Here is a 21,362-nt window from a genome sequence, read left to right on the forward strand (position 1 = left end):
TTGCGGTCACACGTCCACCCAACTGCGCTGTCATTTGAACGGCTGCTGTACTTCGGAACCTGCCTGAAGGCCAATTCACACTGCTCGGCCTTGCCGACGTTCAACTCTATTCAAAACACCGTCCGCTCCAACTTGCAAAGCAGCCCTCGGACGTGCTTACGAAAGCAGCAGCGATTCAATCCAAACTGATAGTACGCATGCAAATCCGGACGGAGTTAAATTCAGGCGCTAAACCAACACAAGTTTCATCAATGCTGAAACAGCAGATTTGCCAATCATTTCTTTGATCTGACTGTCAGTCAATCCGGCAGGAGCGTGCAAATATATAGTGGTATTGATCAGGGCGTTGTGATGCAGGTAGCGGCACAGAGCTGCCATTTGCACCCGTTCAGGAAGGTGAATTAATTGCTCAAACAGCCTGAAATCACATCCAACTGTTTCAATCATATGGTCTATCAGCAATCCAAGTGCCTGCTGAATCTTCCTGCCTTTCCCGGTCTTCAGGTGTAACTGCCTCAGCCATAGTTGTAATTGTCTGGCTGTATAGTGAAGATAAATGTCCTGCATGGAAACACCGGCAAGCACCCTTTGTCGCGCTTCCCAACCTAGGCCACTGCATTCACACTCAGGACAAAGTATTGCAGATCGTGAGACATTGACTTTTTCAGCCCATTGTCGGGATGAGCATTTCCACATATTCAACAACACCGATTGGTTAATGCCCCGCCAGCAAACCCAGTCACCCGTCACATGCTTGCGCCCCCCTTTTTTTAAAAAGGCCTTATAAGGGTAGCCGAACCAGAATGCAGCAGCCACTTCAGGCTCCATAATATTCAAGGGAACAGTCAGGTCTGTCAAGGCCGACTCTTTGAGCCATCTGGCAGCAGGTAGCAGGACTTGGCGACGATCCAGCTTGAGGACTTCGAGCGCATAGGGGTGAAACAGGTCGTCGCTGTCCAGAGGTTTCCTCTTGTCCTTAAATATGAGATTTTGGTCAACGGATTCAATAAATCCTTTGCCATGACATAGAGGACAGGCATGAAGTGGCGCAGCAGCATCAAATATTTGAGGAATTTGCCAGCGTGCACCCAGACGCAATTTCTTGTAATCAATGGCCCGCATGGATAAATCCCGTACTTCACCCGTTTCGACACACACCAGAGACACCCAGCCTTTACCGAGGGCAAGCGCCTGATTCACCGCCTCGGCAGGTGCCAGATTTGATGACAATAACAAGCGCAGGCTATCCAATTTGAGGGACTGCCGTACATAGGGAGGTTTAGCGCATATGCGCTGACCATCAAACCATATCCCTTCCCTGCACTTTATGTGTGTTTTGATATTTTCCACTACGTCTGACCAAGTGGCGACTTCATACCCGGCAGGAGATGGAAACCAGCCAATACGCCACCCGGCCTGTAACAAATCCAATGCCTGGTTTTTCAATTCCTCAATGCTCGGCATAATCGGATGCCGAGTACAGCCTGATTCTGCTGCAAACATCTGGAACAACCCGGTATCCAATTGGGTGGTACGGGCGAAAGTCCGGGAGGACAAGGTACTCGCCTCAAATGAATAGGCTGGCGCAACAACCTGATTCATGACAACGTCATTATCCAAATCCTCGCTTTTTCCTTGAAGATATTGTCTGAATCTAGCAACAGATTCCTGCTGCGCTAAGACACCACTCGGATGGGTCAACAATTGAGCATAATGAGGGGCGTGATGAAACTCACTGGCAAGCAGCCCCTTTAGTGCCAGATAAGTTGGTGAGACTTTGAGTCCGGATTGCAGAAAATCCCCTAGGCTGCCTGAAAACATTACCTTTCCCCCCTGAGCCGCACTACCTGGGCCAATGTCCACTATCCAGTCTGCGTGGCCTGTTAATTGCAAATTGTGCTCAATCAGCAGAAGTGTATGCCCCTTATCGGTGATGTTATTCTTCAGAGCCATGATTAAATGCTGCACATCCCTACGATGCAGCCCAGCCGAAGGCTCATCCATTACCACCACCAAGTGTTGCTGAACTTCAGTATTTCTATGGCCGCCTGCATCAAGCAGTGCCTTGACTATGCGCAACCGCTGACACTCGCCGCCACTCAGGCTTGGCACGGGCCTTCCCAGCGTCAAATGCCCCAAGCCAAGCTCTTCGGCGCGCGCCGCCGCATAACAAATGATTGCGGGCAATTCTTGTCTGTGCCCCAACTCTGAAAAACTGCAATCCATCCACTCCGTGATGCTCCACTCATGCGCACGAAAAAAACCGGCTTCCGGGTTGAAGCCGCTGCCACAACAACTGGGACATACTTCGTCATTGGCGGCACCCTGCCGCACACGTCCGCGCCCCTCACAGGTCGCACACTGACCTTCTAGGGTGTTGGAAGAAAAATGGGAGGCAGTAACACCACTTCCAACCGCACCGGAGGTCTCGCAAAACCAGTCCCGGAACAAGTCCCCCAAACCTAGATGAGTCAAGACACGCGACCGGTAGCTTCCGCCAAGTGGCGATTGCGAAAGATAGACGAGCCGAAATGATTCAACACCCTCACAAACCACTTCGCCTGTTTGTGACACCACACGTCCCAGACCGTTTTGCAACAATTCCAGTGCAGGTAGCAACACGCCCGCCACCACCGTGGTCTTTCCAGAGCCGGAAACGCCGGTAAAACAAGTCATCTGGCCCAATGGCAGCCTGAACGACTGATCAAGCACTATGCGCAAGTTGGCTTTCTTAACCACAATCCAGCCCGTTGACTCACCTATTTCAGCAAGCAGCGAAGGGGCAAGAAAGTTGTCCAGCAATGAGCAGCCCGCTGGCGGACCGTCATAAAGCACCTCACCACCGCCCGCACCACCTTGTGGCCCCAGTTCGATCACGCGGTCAGCATGGGAAACCAAAGCTGGATTATGTTCTACCAGTAAAACGCAATTTTGCGGTGTGCGTAGTTTGTCAAGGGCTCGGAATACGCCGAGAACATCCTGGGTATGCAATCCTCGTGTGGGTTCGTCTATCACATAGCAGGCATGATCCAGCCTAGCCCACAAATCACGGGCAATACGCAAACGCTGCCCTTCGCCCCCGCTGAGCGTGTTTGTTGCCCGACTCAATTGTAGATGCCCCAAGCCCACATCAACGCAACTGCGGCACACTTTCAACAACGCAGAAATCACAGAGTCAGCAGCTTGAAATGCCTTCTTTTCCAACAAGCCATGCAACCAATCCTGCATCTCGAACAGGGTTAAATTGATTAACTCAGGGTAGGAGCGTCCGGCAAAATAGACAGCCCGCGCGGCCTGGTTTAGGCGGGTGCCGCCACAGGCCGAACAAGCATGTTCATGGCGCAAATGGTGCAGCCCTTGTGCTGCACCCGAACTGCCATTGAGCTTGCCCTGAATGCGCTGAGTGATTCCCGAGAAAGGTTTCCTTTTTCCTTTCTCCTTACCCTCAACATTAAGTGGTTGAAAAGCCTCAGCCGAACCCATTGTCAGTATTTCCTGTGTAGCAAACTGAAGTTGCTCCCAAGTCGCATTCAGCTTTTCACCTTTTGTGCTTAACACCCCCCGAATTTCATCACATAATGCTGGAAAATAGAGATATTCATCAGTTTTTTGATTGAAAATAAGACCCAAACCGCCGCCGGTAATCGGCATTTCGTTTTCCAAAAAAACCGCTTCACGCAAAATGGAAATTTGTCTGCCTATGCCTTTGCAAACAGGACACTGCCCAGAAATCTGCGAATGTGAATTGAATGACAGCAAGGTCTCGGATGGCTTGCAATACACCTGTAGTTCTCGGGGTCTAAGCAAAGCATGGGCAAGGTTAATTACTTCAATTTGCGATTGGTTTTCCACCACCAGAATCAAGTCGTGACCAGGATAGCTTTCCGTAGCACTGTCGAATGCGGCTCCCAGTTGCCCCCCGTGGCAAGCTGAAAGGTCGGGCAGAACTGCATAAATATCCTTGTGTTTGCGAAACACACTGCCTAGGTATTTTTCTGCAGTCTGCACATCGCCATATTCATATGGAGTTTCTGCATCAGTCACCTGAATCCGGCACTCAGGAAAGATTGCCAGTGCCGGTTTGATGTGACGGGATGCCGCCCCAAGCACCATGTGTTCTAGGCACACAGCCAAAGACAGCCTGGCTTCAGGGTGTTGCTGTTGACACCACTGCACCAGAGTATGGGCGTTCAAAGGTCCAATTACTCGTCCTTGAACATCACGTATTTCCGCACAGGGAACAATAATCTCTCTCAGTTTTTGTATGATGCCTAGCGCCGTACCCACAACAGAACGGTCGGAAGTCGCCAATACACCCTGCTTGATTAAAGATACAAAAGGTACTTCGGCGCTGAAGGACGTCTCTTTATATAGGTGAGGTAGATTTTTACCAGACAGTGCCAGATGGCGATGCTGTGCTATTTCGCCAATACAGTGCTCCACAAATGTTGATTTGCCCGAGCCGGATACGCCAGTAATGCAGACCAGTTGTCCGAAAGGTATCTCTACCGAGATGTCTTTCAAATTGTTCTGAACAGCGTGACTCACACGGATGGCCATATCATTCATGAGCATTTTCCCATTTGCGAAAGGAAAATAAAATTTTATGATCCTGAAGGCAACTGATCATATCGCCCACACTGCCATAACGCGCAGGCGTGACCTGCGGATCGTAAATCATGAAATACGGCAACGTCAGACGCTTCACTCCCACTTCAAAACCTTTGCCATGAAAGACTTCAACCACCTCATCAAGTGTGTATGAATAAAAAGGCTGGTCTTTACGTTGCCGCAACGCTGCTTGCCTAGCACTGCAAGGGTTGTCTTTGTGCCAACCAAATGTTGCGTAATAAACCCCTGTAGGTGAGAGCATATTCCAAATACGGCGTGCATGTTCTGTAAGATCGGGCATCAAACTGAAAATTTCCTGCGAAAACCCAATATCAAAGTTTTGTACGGCCGCAACTTTTGATTCAGTGGTGAATGACAAATTCTGTCCCACGCCGCGAGACCAGACATGGTGTTGCTCCCGATCATCCGCTTGCATCACAATGCCTTTTCCTTCTTTGACAACAAGCGCAATCTCAAGAAATTCGAGAAACCGGGCATTCATCGCCCCGTATTCAAAGACACGCCGCTCCTGCGTAGAATCCTCGAGTACATCGTCAAGCATACCCATCCAGAAATTGATGAATCCATCATGCAGTCCTCGGCTGTGTGCCGCCCATATAATTTCCTTTTTGTTCATCACCAACCTACATTCTCTTTGAAATCCTGCACAAAAAGGATGCGTGAGATTCGCGCGCGCAAGCCGTTTTTTGATAAGGAGAGACTGCATAATGCTCTGTCATGAAGCGCTGCATGGTTGTTTACAATAAGAATATCGCCACTGGTCTGCGGCAAACCGAGACGAACACGCTGAGCCATCTCTTGAAAAACAATGAGTGCCTCGGTTTCTAGTGGCAGTGGTTTTTCGTTGCGCATACGGAATCCATAATGGATTCGTGACGGATGAAAACACACCCGAGGCTCACCATCAGGAAGAATTTCCATAATCGGACGCATAGTCAGCACATTGCTGCCATCCGGTTTTTTCCCTGCAAAGGGCAGCAGGGTATTTAATACTAAGGCCAGCCTTTCTGTTCCGTAATACTGTGAGATGATGTGGCGTGCCACGGCCACGCCATTTTCGCCAAAAGGTGCGCCTAACGGATCCGGCTCCACACACTGGATTATGGTACAGGCCGGTGGCTGGTTAAGCATGGCGAAATCAGTGTGTAAGAAAAGTGGCTCCGTTTGATTACCCTGCAAGCGCGCATTTAGACTTGGCATTGCCTCGTTCACCAGAGCGAATTGGTGGCTCAAATCAGAAAATACCGTACCCAGTGCATGGCCAATCAGCAGAATCGAACGGGCATCCGCGCCAAGAGGGAAGCCCCGAAGCTGCACGTAAGCGTTGTCCCGCAAAACCTGCATGGTGGATTCAAAAACAGGATTAAGCTGTGTCAACAGCGCTGTTGGTAGCGTGTTCAATGCACGCTTCAAGTCAGCATCGTCTTTGGTATCCACACGCGTTTCGGGCAAGAGGGACAATGCGTGTCTTAAATCATCCTGCACATCGGGTTCAAGAATTAAAACGGTCATATCAGTCGTGAATGTTTTCGGGTTCTGCCACCTGTCCTGTTTTACCAAAGTAAAATAGCATCTTGTGGTCGTATATACTCGAAACCAGTTGCGTAAAAGATCCTGCATTCAACGTCGTGGCCTGCGGATGAAACATCACGAACCCATCCAGCGGCAAACGCCTCATGCCCACAGCAAACCCGACATTGGAAAAGATACGCGCAATGTCATCCAGATGATGGGTATGGGATTTCAAGCCTTCGTCCAGAATCCGGTTCTGCCGGAAAGGCCAAACGGGATTTACTGCATGACAACCAATGGTGCAATAGCACCGACCGCCAGGTTTTAACAAAGCTAACAAAGATTCGGCGATGGACAGAAGGTCTTCATTCATCCAGAAGACCTCTTGGGAAAAAATCACATCAAATCTCAACTGCGGCAGTGTTTGCAATAATTTTTCAGCACTTGTTTGTAGATAGGCTATCGGGAATTCGGTGCGTTGTTGCAAATATTGATTGGCCTGAGAAATGGCGGCTGCATCAAGATCAATTCCATAACCACTACCATACGGACTGCATTCATAAAGCAACTGTAGAAACAGGCCGCTGCCACAACCAAAGTCCAGAACAATGTCTTGTTTATCAAGAGGACGTGACAGCGATTTGATCATCGCCATCCAGAAAATGAGGTTTTTGTGTTTATAGCCACGCTGACTAGCCTCATACAACTCCATGACATTCTCCCTGTCAGGTGGTAGGCTGTGCCAATTTTACAATTTGGATAGGGCAAACACTTCTTGCCCTGCGCATTTATAACGGCACATCAAGTAAAACCATCCTGTGATGCGCCACCCTGCTCAATGTTAACGGCAGTCAGTGGATTTGCAGGGATTAGCCTCACCGAGCAAAGGCTCGCCAAAGGTGGATTGCCAAAGCGCCTGCGTCCAAGTGAAAGCCTGTTTGTTGCGCAGACGATCATCGTCGCCGTTGATGCCAAAATACGGATCGTGATGGAGAAAACGTCCAAACAAAAATTCGCAGTCTTGCTCATAGCTGCGGGTATCCAGAATGTGCTGATGCCAAAACTCATCAATCTGTTTGGTGGGAACAAGGTCTTCATTCGGATGCAAGGCATGTAACACCAAAAAGTGGCGATAAAAGGACTCTGCCTGCTTCACCGCTTCCAACGTCCATTGTGCCGAACCATCCAACATCAACTTTTTTCTGACGTCTGTCAGATCGATTTTATCGACACGCTGCCATATCGTGTCCGCCATGGCCATATTTTGAGTAGCAATGTCCTGGGCACAAACATTCTTGGTAACCATCATGGCAATTATCCTTTCCTTGAAAAGCTTCAGTACGTTTTGGAATAGTGCGCAAATCGGTCAGATATTCAAAAGGCAAGTATTTGATAGGTGTGCTCAACCACGCCGCTCCCATTGATATAGCCATCTACGCTTTGATAATATATCACACTGCTTTTCGTCTTAGTTGGCGATTGAGCGTCTGGTAGCCGATGCGTTGCTGACCGAAAGACGTTGGCAAGCGAACTGGCGAAATGGCCGACCTCCTGTCGGTGGATGGGCGTGCCAAGTAACCGCTCAACTCAGAAACCCGCCTCTGTACCAAAGACAGTTCATCCAGCAGCAAAGAGGCGGTAGCTGCCAATTACCGAATCCATGATTCCGGCTATTCGCCGTTATTCTGGTGCCCGGTCGGTGATCAATCGCTGTTTTTTTGCATTTGGGACGAATTTCTCCCCATGCGGCAGACCATCTGTTAGGACCCTGATTATTCCATCGACCAAATCCCACAATAATCCGCGCGGTAATGAGCCTGATCTCTCGGAATGATTCACCACCCTTTCTCCCCTGTCAAAACCGGGGGGTATGGAGAAAATCCTTCTGTGAAAATATAACGCTGCTCAGTTATCGCTTACTTTTTGTTTATATTTTCGATCTGTCCCCCGCTGCCGAGTTTGGCCGACCCGGTCAGTCGTGCACTCTTTAGGTCGTAGACCACATCGGTGATCGACCCATTCCGAATGCGCTGAACCGCTTCGTCAATCACGTGGAGCGGTACCAGAAACCACTCCCTTGGCTTGACCGGTTGCCCAAAGCGATCTTCGATGGTCAAGTCGAGTTGTACTGCACTAAATAATCGGTGGAAAATATTTTCCAACTTGATGCGGTTTATGTTGTGCAGTTTGTAGGTAGCGACTACCTCCACATCAGCCAACAGATAGGTAGCATCCTTTTCCGCGCTTGCGATGCGGATTTCCACCTTGCCGCCGGTCACACCGATTTTGTGGATCAGTTCACGGTGTTCGGCGACGAATGGGTGGCTGGACAGGCTGCGCAGCACATAGATGGTTCCGGTTTCGATGTCGTCTGGTTCTGGCGCATCACCAAACAGTGGCCCCAAGTTTGGATCGGTCAGGCGGCGGCCTGTGTCGTCCTTGTATAGCGCACGCTGTAGCGAACGGAGTAACAAATTGCTTTCCGTGCCATTGCTATAAATCACTCGCAAGCGCGCATCGTCATGTCCACTCTGGGTCTTGATCATTTCACCTATTTCAGCCACATAAGCGAGTTGTCCACCAACGATAAAGTAGTTTCCATTGGCAATGCTTGCATCGCGCCCAAAGCGCAATGTTTTGCGCAGGCCCGCCTTTAACTCACGCTCCACCTGTTCAAACAGTGGTTGGAATTTGTCAAAATCTGCACAAGGCGTGCGGTCGGCGATTTCTTCCGCCGCACGCTTATCAATGGTAGAGCGGACATGACGCAACACAGTGATGTCGTTCTGGTCGGCAGGTTCATCACCAATACCGAGTTCGGCCAGCAGAGCGTCTTCGTCCATGTCATTCACATCTGTCGGAGTCGTTGCCGTGCCAGATAACAGACCGGGGCCATCCAGTCCGGCCAGCAGGGTGTGTGCTTCAGGCAACTTACGCAGTTGGTCCAGGCGCACGGCATACAAGCGTTCGAAGATGTCACGGCCTTCGCCATGCAGCGGGACGCGATCATAGGTTTGATGGAAGCGCAGGATGTCTTCGAAACCAGCGATGATACGTTCCTCGCGCGGGGTGTGGCTGGAGAGGTTGAGAGAAACTACTTCTACCCCCAGCGCATCCAGCAGTTCGTCATCGTTCATCTCAGCCATTGCCGGACACCCCCTGAGCCTGTGCCGCCTTGGCCTGTGCACGGTAACGCGCCAATGCGGCCACGCCTTCAGCCATGCGCTTTTCCCATGCATCGGCAGAATTGATGTCGGGTAGGCGGCCACGCTCGTTCTTGAACTGCAAGGCACGTTTTGCCAGCTCGCGGGCTTCGTCTTCGGGAATGCTCACCTTCTTGGCTGCAATGCTAGCCTGTACCTGGCGCAATGATTTTTCATCCATCGTTTTCGCCAGTACCGCGTAGGCGGCATCGAAAGGGTTGATGCGGTCTATCAGGTCGATGTCCAAGTCACGCACATTGACGAATTTGCGCACCCCATCCAATAAAGCCGTACTGCCTTGCGTAGAATCGCTACCGTTGGCATCAACTTGGGCTAACGCCAGTTTGGCCTGTTGGGTAATGTTCATGGCGGCGATGGCGTGCTGACGAATGGCCTCTTGGTCGGCTTCGCTCAGGCCTGGGTAACGCTCGCGCACGATCTTGCCCATGTGTAACTGGGTCAGCTCTTCTGGCAAGGTGTTTTCCTTGTCGAACAGGCCGCGCTCCAGCACGGATTTGTCCTGTAGAAAACTCGTGACCACCTCGTTCAAGTCTTCTTTGCAGATGCGCGTAGCCTCTGGGCTTTGCGGTGCTGTCAGGCCGTTGATTTCCACGTGGTACTGGCCAGTGCGTTCATTCACGCCCATGTTAGTGCGGCCTAGTTGATAGCCTTCGGGACCATAGTCAAAGCCTTCCTTCGGTCCGGCGTCCTTCGGGGTGAATTCATAGCGCGGAGCCAGCACCTGTTCCATCAATAAGCTGGCGGATATGGCCTTGAGCATATCGTTTACAGCCTCGGCCACAGCGATTTGCTCGGCCGCTGGTTCGGCGATCAGGTTAGTGAAGCGCGCCCGTTCCTTGCCCACGGCATCACGGGTGGCACGGCCAATAATCTGAACGATCTCAGTCAAGCTGCTACGATAGCCAACGGTCAGTGCGTGTTCGCACCAGATCCAGTCAAAGCCTTCCTTCGCCATGCCCAGAGCGATGATGACATCGACGTGGTCGCGGTTGTCTTTATGCGCCGGGTCTTTCAGCGCAGCCAACACGCGGGAACGCCTGACTGCATCGCTGTCATCAACGAGATCGGCCAACTTCAAGATACGTCCATCCTTTGCCTTTACCAGATGGAAGCCTGTGGCCGGGTCAACCCCATACCAATCTCCCAGTGCGCTCATGATCTCATTGACTTCGCGCTCCTTGTCTTGCAAGCTTTCGCGCGAATTGACACTGGGAATGTGGACGATAGTTTTCAACTCCGGGTTCAACACCTTGGCGATGGCATCAACATAACGACCCGTGTAGAAGAAATAGCCGATGTCCAGCGACTTGAGCCAGACATAGCCGTTGAGTTGCTCGTAGTAGGTGTAAGTGACCGTATCGAATCTGGCTTCATCAGCCGGGGCCAACACAGCTTCACTGTCGCCACGGAAGTAGGAGCCGGTCATGGCTACCATATGCACCTTGTCGCGGGCGATAAACGCGCCCAACTGACTACCCAGCTTGTTATCCGGGCTACTGGAGACATGATGGAACTCGTCAATAGCGATCAGGCAGTTGTCGAACGCTTCGATGCCCAACTCTTCCACTGCAAAGCGAAAGGTGGCGTGGGTGCAGACCAGCACCTTGTCGGTACTTGTTAAAAATTTGCGCACTGCGTCCACCTTGGATTTGGCCACGCGTGGCTCGTCCACGCCAGGGGCATTGCACAGGTTCCACTGCGGGGCTACCTGCCAATCCCAATAGAAACCATACTGACTCAGAGGTTCACCGGCAAAACTACCACCAATGGAACGCTCCGGCACCACGATAATGGCCTGCCGCAAACCCTGATTATTGAGCTTGTCCAGCGCGATGAACATCAATGCGCGGGATTTGCCCGATGCAGGTGGCGATTTGATCAGCAAATACTGTTCGCCGCGCTTGGCGTAAGCGCGTTCCTGCATGGCGCGCATCCCAAGTTCGTTGGCCTTGCTGGATGCACCGGTGCGTGCCGTAGTGATGGACACCGAAGGCACGGTATAGACGTTGGTAGGGTTCATCATTCTGGATCGTTCTCCGTGAATGCGCTGCTGTCCGCCAGTTCGCGCTCAATCTGTTCGATGCTGGGCAGGCTGGTTTGTAGTTCGGCAGGCAGGGATTCGAGCAACTTATATTCGGCAATCCCCATGGGCTGGGTCTTATCGCCCAAGGCATATTCGGCCACGATCTTGTTTTTGCTCTTGCAGAGCAATAGCCCAATGGTTGGGTTGTCCTGCTCGCTTTTTACCTGACGATCCACGGAAGTCAGGTAAAAACCCAACTGGCCCAAGTGTTCGGGTTTGAACTTGCCTCCCTTGAGTTCAATGACCACATAGCAGCGCAATTTCAGGTGATAGAACAGCAGATCGATGAAAAACTCGTCACCGCCCACATCCAGCAGCACCTGCCGCCCGACGAACGCAAAGCCCGCGCCCAACTCCAGCAGGAACTCGGTGACATGCTTCACTAAGGCGTTTTCGATCTCGCGCTCCTGCGCCTCGTTGGTCAGACCCAGAAAGTCGAAACGATATGGGTCTTTCACCGACTCTCGGGCTAGATCAGATTGCGGTTTAGGCAAACTGGCCGAGAAGTTGGTAACCGCCTTTCCACTACGCTCCAGCAGGCGGGTTTCGATCTGCATCCCCAGGATATTGCGCGACCAGTTGTGCTCAAGGGTCCTTGCGATGTACCAGCGGCGTTCTGCCTCTGTGTTTAACCTGTCCAGCAGGACCAAATTGTGGCCCCATGGCAATTGTGCAACAGCCTGTTGCACAAATTCGGCATCAGTCCACGCTTCGGCAAATGCCCGCATGTACTTAAGATTGCGCGGCGAAAATCCTTTCATTTCGGGAAAAGCAGCGCGCAAATCATGCGCCAGACGCTCGGTCACCTTTGCCCCCCATCCCTGTGCAGCCTGCCGCGCCAGAATATCGCACCCGATGTGCCAGTACAACAGTACCAGTTCACGGTTGACCGCCAGCGTGGCACTCTGCTGAGCGGTGTGGATGCGGGTTTTTAGGTCAACCAACCAATCGGCATAGCCCTCGGGGGGTTGGTTCAGACTGATGGGACTATCACTCATGATCTACGCTCTCTTGGTGAAAATCACCAACGACATGGTGACTTCGTTAATTATTGTCTGGGTCACGCCTCAGCCCAAATCTTTTTGGAACTCTTTCTCAAACCACTTCGGAGTATTCAACTCTTCGGATAAAAAGATTTCTTTCGGAACATCTTTCCAGAAATCCAAAATTGCTTCAGAAAACTGATCCAGATGCGCATCCGTTACCTTCATGTCGGTATGGTCCAAATAATGAAATAAGAACTGACAATCACCATCTCCGCCAAGCGGATTAGAGATGAACTCCGGAAACGATTCTTTCAGTTCATCGAATGATCGACCATTGCCGTGTTTGAATACATTGACCACAAGACGCATTGCGTCCAGCCGCTCATAGGAAGGAAGCGACTTCACATTGAAGCCAAACGCCACAAGAAGCCTCATAATCTCTGGGACCTCAGCTTTCCAGATAGACCTAGCTGCATTTTCTCCATGATGCCAGTGATGCATCTCTCGCACGATCCAATCCCTAAGTTTTTTGTCCCACTGGTGGAACATTCCAGCAATCACACTCAGGCGAGTAGTCTCATGCATGTCACTCAACAGCTGATAGAATTCGATAACCTTATCATGCGCTGTCTCGTAGAATTCCGAGCCATCATGAATATTGGGGTTAAAACGAACCGACATCTTGGCCAAATGTTCTTCGGCGGCTCTGTCGGCTTCAGCGCCTATGTTTTCAAACTGGGACAACAGGCGTTTGCGTGCTTGCTCAATATAAAATCGATGTTCCGCTATCAGATTTTTGCGAAAAGGCTCCCACATCTGAAATCCCAAAACTCTCACTTCGTTTTTCTCTGTTTTGCTTCCGGCGCAGCCTTAACTGCCGCCGTCATCTTGGTATACAGATCAAACAGTTTTTCCAGCCGCTCGGTGTCGTTCTTGAAACGGCGACCAATGTAGATGCACTCCAGCACTTCGTCGTTGCGCTCGTGGGCGTGGCGCAGGTTGTCCGGCATGTTGTCCGGGTCGTACAGGTCGGCGATGGTGGCGGGGAAATGCGCCTCGCGCGCCAGCAGGATGTTCTCGGCGCAGGTGGTCAGGTCAGCCTTGTTTTGCTCGGTAAGCAGCGGCACGGGAAAGGTGTTCCAGCCTATAGTGCTTGCGTAGGAAAAGTCTGTCCTTAATCGAACGCAAACTGTCCCAATCCAAACCCAGTGCAAACGTGATGCAATAAGCACCATATTCCAAAGTGGGCCGTCATAAATTGCATAATTTTTATCGCCGATAACCGTATTTCGATCTGCTAATCCAACAGGCAGGTAGGGCCTGTTTTCAGAACTTACGCGCGGCACAACGATGGTTTGAACTTGGCCTATGTTCATCTCGCGCATTTGATGAGGCTTAGCAGCTAACGCATTTGTTCCAGCATCCGTTGATGCTAAACGCATCTGGCGAACACCGTTTATGCGCTCTGCAATTGTTGGAATACGCAATGCTTCTTCGAGGTCGCTATCTTCGATCCATAAACAATAGCGTTCTATGCCACGAATAAATTCAGCAGAACCATAAAATCGTTTTACGAATTTATTTCTTTGGTATTGATTTAATCCCAGCTTATCAAGATCACATGAATCGATTAATAGATTACCGCCATCGTACGGAACGTTTCCTAACGTCATTGTGGATATACAAGATATTGGCTGCCTCGATTTAACAACTTCGATATTTTGACCGGCAAGCAGATATGCGTTTATATTTTCGCAATCTCTAACAGAAATCTGACCATCTGTTCCTTCTTGGAAAATCTTCTTATTTTTTATCGATTGATCTGCCAGCCCGATAACTACAACCGTGACACCAGCATTATGACTGGCCAAATTAGACCATTTGAAGCTTGTGTAAGCAAAACGGATGGCTCTTCCGGCAGCAAATATTAACGGCCATAAAATTGAAACCTGCTGCCCTTGACAGATGCTATTTGTCGAAACAAAAGCACTAGCGGATTCTGTTTTTTTGGCGTAATCATTGGCCTTTATGAACCAGCCTGATACATAGTCGAGTGACTTCCATTGACTACAGCGATGGCCAAAGATGCTATGCAAATCGTCTCTTTGTTCTTCATTTTGCTTCTTGTCCCCAATATATGGCGGATTGCCGCAAATGAACGTCTCGCCACCTTCATTCGCGAAGTCGATTTCCGTCTGATCAAGTGGTGTGCTGAATAAATCATCGGCAAGAAATCTCACGCCCGTACCCGTGGGCGGGCAGATGCTCAACCAATCTAGCCGCAGCGCATTACCGCAGACGATCCAGTTCTGCGCATTCAGCGGCAAGAACTCCGCCAGTGCATCCTTTTGCCCGCGATACAGCACATCGCACTGGAATTCGGCAATGATAAGTGCTAAGCGGGCAATCTCCGCCGGAAAGTCGCGCAGTTCGATGCCCCGGAAATTAGTCAACGGAATCTCGCTGCCCAGATGCGATTCTCTTCGGCGGAGGTTGATTTCTGCCTCGATCTCGCGCATTTGCTTGTAGGCGATGACCAGGAAGTTGCCCGAACCGCAGGCCGGGTCGAACACGCGGATGCGCGCCATGCGGCGGCGCAGGTTTAGCAGCTTGCGCTCGTTATCAGCCGCCTCAGTCAACTGCGCGCGCAGCTCTTCCAAAAACAATGGGTTCAACACTTTCAAGATGTTGGGCACGCTGGTGTAATGCATGCCCAATGCGCCGCGTTCTTCGTCATCGGCCACGGCCTGGATCATGCTGCCGAAGATGTCCGGGTTGATCTGTTTCCAGTTCAAGCCGCCAGTGTGCAGCAGATATGTGCGTGCCATGCGCGTAAAGCGCGGCACATCGGTACTGCCGGAGAATAGGCCGCCATTGACATAGGGGAAGCCATTGGCCCAGTTTGGCAACCGAGGCTGGGCATTGGCGCGCTCGGCAACCTTAATGTTCATGGCGCGGAAAATGGCTTGTAACACTTCATGGGTGTTGGAGCCATCGCGTTCGCTCATCTGCTCAATGGTGTGAGTAAACAGCCCTTCGCCACTGAAGATGTCGGTGTCCTCGGCAAAAAAGCAGAACACCAGCCGGGCCATGAAGTGGTTCATGTCGGCGCGGCGGAAGTCCTGTGCCCAGTCGGGGTTTTCGCGCAACAATTCGACGTACAACTTATTCAGGCGCCCGGTGGCGCGCACGTCGACGGGGTTGTCTTTGATCTCCTTGATGGTGGAGATACCGGCCAGCGGCAGAAAGAAGCCAAAATGGTTGGGGAAGTCCGGGAAGGCGCAGGCAATGGTTTCGCCACCAGCCAGATCTTCGGCCTCAAGGGTCTGCCCGTCGGTGGCGAGGATGAACTTGGACTTGGCTTTCGTAGTGGCTGGGCTGGCACGCAACGCTTTGAGACAAACACCCACTGTGCCTTCATCGCACACGGCGATATGGATATTGTTGCGCTGGAGTACGCCGCCAGGCACATCCGAGGCATTGTTGTTGCCAGTACGCAGGCGCTTGAGTGCCGTGTCCTTATTGCCGAAAGCGGCTAGGAATGCGAACGGGAACTCAGCCGCATCAAAGGGCTGAAAGGCCAGATCCGATATTGCTTCTTCGATTTCTACTGCATTCATGGAGCATCTTGCCTGTGTGACTTCATCCCGCTTGCGTCCTGCTGAGACTCACCAGCCGAAACGCCAATACGGGGAGCCACCTTATAAATGGTTGTTCGTGAGACTTTGTAGCGTTCCGCGATCTGGCCAACAGGGATGGTCGGATCAGACATTAGACGCTTGATCTCCCTGATCTGTCGCGCATCCAGCTTCGGTTTGCGTCCACCGGAACGACCTCGCGCACGTGCGGCGGCCAAGCCGGCACGAGTGCGTTCCCGAATCAGGTTGCGCTCGAACTCTGCCAGCGCTGCAAACACATGGAAAATCAACTTCCCGGCCGCACTGGAGGTCTCGATCTTCTCGGTGATGCTCTCGAAGCCAATCCCCTTCTCATCCAACCCGGCGATGATGTGCACAAGGTCCGGCAAACTACGCCCTAGCCTATCCAACCGCCACACCACGAGGGTGTCGCCCGCTCGCAGCGCCTTCAGACAATGACCAAGCTCCTGCCGAGCCGCTGTCTTGCCGCTCGCCGCCTCTTCGTAAACGGACTCAACCCCCGACAAGCGCAAAGCATCGCGCTGTAAGTCCAGGTTCTGGTCATCGGTCGAAACACGGGCATAGCCGATTCGTTGATTCATGAACAGTTACCGGACGTTGAAAAATTAACGAGAATTTTAACAGACTGACGCGCTTTTGGCAGCCATTGAGCGCGCACAAGGCGCGTGTCCAGTAAACGACCGTTTTTTGGACACGAGAATTCCACACTATTCACTCATAACTCGGCATGATCATCGTTTTGTTCACGAGGACATTGAAGGCATAGCCAGGCCGGATCTGTAGAGTGGGTTGGATGCTCAGATTCTGGTTCATCAGATTAGTCCCCACAATGTTCAATTCCTGGGCCATGGCTCCCGCTGCCTGCTGACCCACGGTCGGTGCCATCAGAATGCTCGAATTTTGTGGTTGGGACAGTTGGGCTCCAACCCCAAGTATACTGAGCAAAAAAGCGCTACCGAATATTCTGAGGAAGTGGTTATCCACCAGGTCATTAAATCCTGCCTGCCCCTCTCCATCAGTGCCTGACATTCCACGCAGGTCAATGGTGGATCCATTCGGAAAAATCAACTGTGACCAGGCCACCAGTACCCGCTTTTGTCCATACTGGACACCGCTACTGTATTGACCGACAAGGTGAGCCCCCTGCGGGATGAGGACGATGTCAGGGTTCAGACTGTCGTAGACGGTTTGGCGAACCTGAGCGGAGATTGTCCCCGGCAAATCGCTGTCAATACCGGTGAGCATAATCGCTGGGATGACTGACCCCGCAAAGATTTCGTGCTGGCCAGCCGCCGCGTGTACGGTATCCGCCAGATACCCGGTCTGCTCTTTCGACTGGTCCTTCATGAAAGCCTTGTTTTCCCCTTGGGGGCTATTCGCGCCAGTTTCCTGAGCCCCAGCCTTGGCTATCGCCATGTCCTGCAACTTGTTCAGCCCATCGGAAACACTCAGGAAGCCGGGCTGTTGCCCCGCAGCTGGGACTCCCGCAGCACTCCCTTCGTTCCCGCGCATATTGTCGTTGCTGGCCACCGGTTTGGCTTCCTGCGCCTTTTGGGCGACCATGTCTGCGTCTTCCAGAGATTTGAAATACCGCTCCTGCTTCCATTTCCGGTACTTTTCAGTTTCGGTCAGTTCTTTCCGGTTTCTATTACCCAACCCCCGATCGGAGGGACCCTTCCCGAGCCCAGTGGCAATGTGATCTGGTCCGGGACTGGGGACTGCTGTTGCCGAACCGCTTCCATCGACAGTCTGAATGCCAGACTCGGCGGCTTGTTTTCGTGATCCATTATGCATAAATGTTGTGATTGCCGGTTTCGTCTGACCTGCATCAGACGCTTGCAAGGTGTCTGCCTGTTCTGATTTTGATCCTTTATTTCCCGCAGTCATGATCCCGAAAACAATTGCTCCGGTAATTGCGGCCGCAGCCCCGACCGCAACCTTTTTCAGTGATTTACTCAGTCCCTTGCTGGCCGGTCTCGGCTCTGTGCGAGTCGTCATCTTCTGTTTGGCGACATCCTCTTTCAGAAGTTTTTCGTCGAATTGTTCGTTCCCCATGATCGCCCCTTAATTCCAGAATCCGCTGTGGGTGTTATGTTCACAGGTGGTGGTTGCATCATCCCCAACTCCGGTGGCCAATTTGAACTGTCTGGGCATCCCGTCAATGATGAAGTATCCGTTGACGAGACGGCTATTGATCAGTTCAGTCTTTTTGCCATCGACCATGTTGAACACCGCCGGGGCATCACCGTACTTCATGTCAGAGGGCATTTGCAGATAGGTGTGTCCGCTGCCCGCGAAAACCCGTATGGGTTTGATTCCTTTCTCATCGTCAGACTTGCATGAGTAGTCAAAATCCAGTTTGGACGGATCCACAGTCCCGAGCGTGGCCACCACATTCTTTTTGGCATCGGCATCCTGCACCGCCTGAGATTGTATGGTGATCACCAGTTGCTGCGGATCGTAGAACCCCACTTCCGGGACATAATATTTTTTATCACTGACCAGACCGAGGTAATACACCCGACCTTCTTTGGTAGTTACGACCAGATTGGTCACCAGACCGGCCACCGTGGGCTTTACCACAAGAACAGGCTGCCCACCGGCATCGGCGGGTTGCACCAGCCACCGGACACTATCCCCAATACTGATGTTGGTGATGTGTTCGCCCTGCTGGAGGTTGATCACGCAAACATGGAGGGGAGCACAGGTGATGGTGGGGCGACTCTGACCATAGGGGTACATGACCTTTCCGTTGGTCCCCACTAGGTTCGGTGCGGTCCCTGACTTTAGCCAGGTATCGGCTGCCTCGTGCGTCGCCCGATCTGACAGTGGGACAGGATCCTGAGTTTCATAAATATCCTGACTGGTGATCATGGGGGTCTGTCCGGCAAGGGCTCCACCGGTTGCCAGCATCGCCAGAATGGCGAATGATTTGATCTTGAGTGACATACGAATTCTCCTTAGATAACCTGTGTCCACGAAACCGACCTGATGAATAATCCCAGTGGGTTGTTGATTTTTACTTGTGGGGTTTCCCCCAGTTTTGGGTCGATCCCGGTGGTAATGTTGGCCTTCCAGTGCTGGACTGGTTGAGGCTGTCCGTTTTGATAACGAGACTCTTCCCAGGAGATCTGCCAGGTGTCTTTGCTAATGGGCAGGATGCTGTTGACCTGGGCGTTTACGGTGAAGTCGCCGAAGGGTGAATGCTGGGAGTAGTACTGGTTCAGATAGGCCGCTGCCGATGAGCTCGTCATAGCGTAGACCTTATCGATCAAGTTCTTTTGTGCAACCGGATCCGGGATGACAGTTCGGGCATTCCATACCCAGTTGGCCAACTGGGCCTCGATGATGCGCTGGTCAATGGCGCTTCCGGTCACTGGCTGTGCCATGGCAATGGGATCACCCAGTTTGTCTATGGCCACCACAAAGGGTTTGATCTTGCTCTGTGAGCCAATGATGGTGATTCCCACCACGGCGATGCCAGCTACGGCCAGACTGGAGAATGCTGCCATGCGCCAAGACTTTGCCCTGGCAATCTGGTCTCCGTATCGTTCATCCCATTCCCTTCTGGCATTCAGGTAGGGGTTCGATGGGCTTGAGGGTTTTGCGTCCGACGCCATTTTTGTCTCCCGTTATAAAGCCTGCAACTTGCAGGTCTACGAAGAGACTCGGTAGGGGGGGAACTTCATCGAAAAAAACCGGACGGGAAATTTGAGGCATGAGTAGCGCAATCAGCGCCCAATACTTTCCACTTTTGAGAGTTTCTGAGACTGGTTGTTTCCTGCATTTCCGAGTAATTCCAGAATTCGACCAAAATTCTGCAAAGCAGTCTCGGGCGATGGCTCAAACTGCGCATGAATGATGGCCCCATCCACGGCCAGGGCGATGGCTTGTGCATCCCTGTCTGTGTTGGGGGATGGCGGCAACAATCCTTGAATGAGTTCGGTCATGTCGCGCTTGTGATGACATGTCATTTCCAACACCTGAGGAAGTACCGTTCCCAGTTCCCCCGTGCTGTTGATAAAGGCACATCCGCGAAAGCCATCACTCTCAAACCAGCTTTTTAAAGTTGGAATCAGCGCCTCCAGATGCCCACCATGACGCTGCAATTCCGCTGAAAACCATTCCATCCAAAGTTGATGCCGGAATTCCAGAAAAGCGAGAATGAGATCGTTCTTGCTGGGGAAATGCCGGTAGAAAGTGACTTTGGTAACACCGGCTGTGGCAATGATGCGATCGATCCCCGTAGCCCGGATGCCTTCCTGATAAAACAGGCTATGTGCGGTTTGCAGTATGCGGTCGCGAGCCCCCAAAGGAGGCTTTGATTGCTTATCGTTTTTTGGCTTCATGACCATGATTGTAGACAAGTCTGTCTACATTGACTAGACTTTCGCCTGTCTATATCAAAACTGGAGCCCTCTGATGGAAACAAAACCACCCCTTTCTCCCTTCACGGAAGAGTCTGCCAGACAAAAAGTTCGCCTGGCGGAGGATGCCTGGAATAGTCGTGATCCTGAAAGGGTTGCGCTGGTGTATACCGAAGATACGCAATGGCGAAACCGGGCAGAATTTCCGGTCGGGCGTGATCAGGTGCGCGAGTTTCTGACACAAAAATGGGCCCGGGAATTGGACTATCGCTTGATCAAGGAACTCTGGGCCTTTTCGGGGAATCGCTTGGCTGTGCGTTTTGCCTATGAGTGGCACGATGACTCGGGTCATTGGTTTCGTTCCTATGGCAACGAAAACTGGCAATTCAATGAGCAGGGGTTCATGGTGCGCCGCTTGGCCAGCATCAACGATCTGCCCATCCAGATCAATGACAGAAAATTCTTCTGGCCCCTGGGGCGTCGCCCTGATGGGCACCCCGGATTGAGCGAGTTGGGGTTATAGTCTTGGTTGATCCCCGTGAGGAAATATCGTGTATATCCCATCCCAATTCGAAGAATCCCGCGTCGAAGTTTTGCATCAACTGATCCGTTCCCACTCTTTGGGGATTTTGGTAACATTTTCGACTTCAGGGATGGAGGCCAATCATATCCCCTTCCATCTCACGCCTGAACCAACTCCCTTTGGCACTTTGCAAGGCCATATGGCCCGCGCCAATCCAGCGTGGCAAAATATCAACCAAAAAATTGAATCTCTAGTAGTAAATATCATTAAAAGGTTTACGTAATACAATTCCCTCCCGTACAATGATCGAGAGAAATTTTGGTCAAAACCATAAAGGACGGGGGGAGATAATGGGACGAAAGACGGATCGAGCACC

General features: G+C 51.7%; 18 protein-coding genes. 2 read left to right on the top strand and 16 right to left on the bottom strand.

The features are described from left to right. Positions 1–228: 228 nt before the first annotated feature. The 16 genes from IV91_RS0107260 to IV91_RS0107330 all read right to left on the bottom strand — a co-directional run bounded on the left by IV91_RS0107260 (position 229) and on the right by IV91_RS0107330 (position 20,445). Positions 229–4,569: an excinuclease ABC subunit UvrA gene (locus tag IV91_RS0107260; RefSeq protein ID WP_150112415.1), complete on the bottom strand. Its 4,341-nt coding sequence runs from the start codon at positions 4,567–4,569 to the stop codon at positions 229–231. Next, the gene (locus IV91_RS16775; RefSeq protein WP_031597218.1) at positions 4,562–5,248 is read right to left on the bottom strand and encodes a hypothetical protein; all 687 of its coding nucleotides are present in this window, start codon (positions 5,246–5,248) and stop codon (positions 4,562–4,564) included. Before IV91_RS16775 ends, IV91_RS0107260 begins: the two co-directional genes overlap by 8 nt. Beyond that, a complete protein-coding gene (locus IV91_RS0107270) occupies positions 5,248–6,069 on the bottom strand; it encodes a TauD/TfdA family dioxygenase (protein WP_160171539.1) in 822 nt (273 codons plus the stop codon). Before IV91_RS0107270 ends, IV91_RS16775 begins: the two co-directional genes overlap by 1 nt. A gap of 76 nt (positions 6,070–6,145) precedes the next feature. Continuing rightward, complete coding sequence (locus IV91_RS0107275) at positions 6,146–6,856, bottom strand: class I SAM-dependent methyltransferase (RefSeq protein WP_051862265.1); 711 nt, start codon at positions 6,854–6,856, stop codon at positions 6,146–6,148. A 129-nt stretch (positions 6,857–6,985) separates the two neighbouring features. Further along, on the bottom strand, positions 6,986–7,453 hold the full coding sequence (locus tag IV91_RS0107280) for a glycine-rich domain-containing protein (protein ID WP_051862267.1): 468 nt from the start codon (positions 7,451–7,453) through the stop codon (positions 6,986–6,988). 142 nt (positions 7,454–7,595) lie between these two features. After that, complete coding sequence (locus IV91_RS17875) at positions 7,596–7,793, bottom strand: hypothetical protein (RefSeq protein WP_150112416.1); 198 nt, start codon at positions 7,791–7,793, stop codon at positions 7,596–7,598. Positions 7,794–8,060: 267 nt separating this feature from the next. Further along, positions 8,061–9,290 (bottom strand): GIY-YIG nuclease family protein, encoded by a 1,230-nt coding sequence (locus IV91_RS0107285; protein ID WP_051862269.1) that lies wholly within the window; start codon positions 9,288–9,290, stop codon positions 8,061–8,063. After that, complete coding sequence (locus tag IV91_RS0107290; RefSeq protein ID WP_031597228.1) at positions 9,283–11,391, bottom strand: DEAD/DEAH box helicase; 2,109 nt, start codon at positions 11,389–11,391, stop codon at positions 9,283–9,285. Before IV91_RS0107290 ends, IV91_RS0107285 begins: the two co-directional genes overlap by 8 nt. After that, on the bottom strand, positions 11,388–12,449 hold the full coding sequence (locus IV91_RS0107295) for a PDDEXK nuclease domain-containing protein (RefSeq protein ID WP_031597229.1): 1,062 nt from the start codon (positions 12,447–12,449) through the stop codon (positions 11,388–11,390). Before IV91_RS0107295 ends, IV91_RS0107290 begins: the two co-directional genes overlap by 4 nt. A gap of 69 nt (positions 12,450–12,518) precedes the next feature. Further along, on the bottom strand, positions 12,519–13,253 hold the full coding sequence (locus IV91_RS0107300; RefSeq protein ID WP_031597230.1) for a hypothetical protein: 735 nt from the start codon (positions 13,251–13,253) through the stop codon (positions 12,519–12,521). Positions 13,254–13,270: 17 nt separating this feature from the next. Further along, positions 13,271–16,057: a class I SAM-dependent DNA methyltransferase gene (locus tag IV91_RS0107305; RefSeq protein ID WP_031597231.1), complete on the bottom strand. Its 2,787-nt coding sequence runs from the start codon at positions 16,055–16,057 to the stop codon at positions 13,271–13,273. Further along, entirely contained in the window at positions 16,054–16,677 is a 624-nt protein-coding gene (locus IV91_RS0107310; RefSeq protein WP_035417399.1) for a recombinase family protein, read from the bottom strand. The genes IV91_RS0107305 and IV91_RS0107310 overlap by 4 nt, the downstream gene beginning before the upstream one ends. A gap of 130 nt (positions 16,678–16,807) precedes the next feature. After that, complete coding sequence (locus tag IV91_RS16780) at positions 16,808–18,151, bottom strand: TraB/TrbI/VirB10 family type IV secretion system protein (RefSeq protein WP_051862271.1); 1,344 nt, start codon at positions 18,149–18,151, stop codon at positions 16,808–16,810. 9 nt (positions 18,152–18,160) lie between these two features. Then, on the bottom strand, positions 18,161–19,045 hold the full coding sequence (locus tag IV91_RS0107320) for a TrbG/VirB9 family P-type conjugative transfer protein (RefSeq protein ID WP_084189978.1): 885 nt from the start codon (positions 19,043–19,045) through the stop codon (positions 18,161–18,163). An 11-nt stretch (positions 19,046–19,056) separates the two neighbouring features. Next, positions 19,057–19,716, bottom strand: coding sequence for a VirB8/TrbF family protein (locus tag IV91_RS0107325; protein WP_031597237.1), 660 nt, complete (start codon positions 19,714–19,716; stop codon positions 19,057–19,059). Positions 19,717–19,827: 111 nt separating this feature from the next. After that, positions 19,828–20,445, bottom strand: a complete 618-nt coding sequence (locus tag IV91_RS0107330; protein ID WP_051862277.1) for a TetR/AcrR family transcriptional regulator — start codon at positions 20,443–20,445, stop codon at positions 19,828–19,830. A gap of 73 nt (positions 20,446–20,518) precedes the next feature. On the opposite strand from IV91_RS0107330, the gene IV91_RS0107335 reads away from it, so the two are divergent. Next, a complete protein-coding gene (locus tag IV91_RS0107335) occupies positions 20,519–20,986 on the top strand; it encodes a nuclear transport factor 2 family protein (protein WP_031597241.1) in 468 nt (155 codons plus the stop codon). A gap of 28 nt (positions 20,987–21,014) precedes the next feature. Continuing rightward, positions 21,015–21,269 (top strand): FMN-binding negative transcriptional regulator, encoded by a 255-nt coding sequence (locus tag IV91_RS0107340; protein WP_031597243.1) that lies wholly within the window; start codon positions 21,015–21,017, stop codon positions 21,267–21,269. Positions 21,270–21,362: the final 93 nt, after the last annotated feature.

The sequence above is a fragment of the Ferrovum myxofaciens genome (assembly GCF_000735045.1).
GTDB classification, from domain to species: domain Bacteria; phylum Pseudomonadota; class Gammaproteobacteria; order Burkholderiales; family Ferrovaceae; genus Ferrovum; species Ferrovum myxofaciens.

Bases quoted from the DNA above. Each gene is read 5' to 3' on its own strand.
- IV91_RS0107260 (WP_150112415.1), bottom strand. From the start codon at position 4,569: ATGAATGATATGGCCATCCGTGTGAGTCACGCTGTTCAGAACAATTTG.
- IV91_RS0107320 (WP_084189978.1), bottom strand. From the start codon at position 19,045: ATGTCACTCAAGATCAAATCATTCGCCATTCTGGCGATGCTGGCAACC.
- IV91_RS16775 (WP_031597218.1), bottom strand. From the start codon at position 5,248: ATGAACAAAAAGGAAATTATATGGGCGGCACACAGCCGAGGACTGCAT.
- IV91_RS0107275 (WP_051862265.1), bottom strand. From the start codon at position 6,856: ATGGAGTTGTATGAGGCTAGTCAGCGTGGCTATAAACACAAAAACCTC.
- IV91_RS0107290 (WP_031597228.1), bottom strand. From the start codon at position 11,391: ATGATGAACCCTACCAACGTCTATACCGTGCCTTCGGTGTCCATCACT.
- IV91_RS0107305 (WP_031597231.1), bottom strand. From the start codon at position 16,057: ATGAATGCAGTAGAAATCGAAGAAGCAATATCGGATCTGGCCTTTCAG.
- IV91_RS0107280 (WP_051862267.1), bottom strand. From the start codon at position 7,453: ATGATGGTTACCAAGAATGTTTGTGCCCAGGACATTGCTACTCAAAAT.
- IV91_RS0107310 (WP_035417399.1), bottom strand. From the start codon at position 16,677: ATGAATCAACGAATCGGCTATGCCCGTGTTTCGACCGATGACCAGAAC.
- IV91_RS0107330 (WP_051862277.1), bottom strand. From the start codon at position 20,445: ATGAAGCCAAAAAACGATAAGCAATCAAAGCCTCCTTTGGGGGCTCGC.
- IV91_RS0107295 (WP_031597229.1), bottom strand. From the start codon at position 12,449: ATGAGTGATAGTCCCATCAGTCTGAACCAACCCCCCGAGGGCTATGCC.
- IV91_RS0107335 (WP_031597241.1), top strand. From the start codon at position 20,519: ATGGAAACAAAACCACCCCTTTCTCCCTTCACGGAAGAGTCTGCCAGA.
- IV91_RS0107300 (WP_031597230.1), bottom strand. From the start codon at position 13,253: ATGTGGGAGCCTTTTCGCAAAAATCTGATAGCGGAACATCGATTTTAT.
- IV91_RS0107325 (WP_031597237.1), bottom strand. From the start codon at position 19,716: ATGGCGTCGGACGCAAAACCCTCAAGCCCATCGAACCCCTACCTGAAT.
- IV91_RS16780 (WP_051862271.1), bottom strand. From the start codon at position 18,151: ATGGGGAACGAACAATTCGACGAAAAACTTCTGAAAGAGGATGTCGCC.
- IV91_RS0107285 (WP_051862269.1), bottom strand. From the start codon at position 9,290: ATGGCTGAGATGAACGATGACGAACTGCTGGATGCGCTGGGGGTAGAA.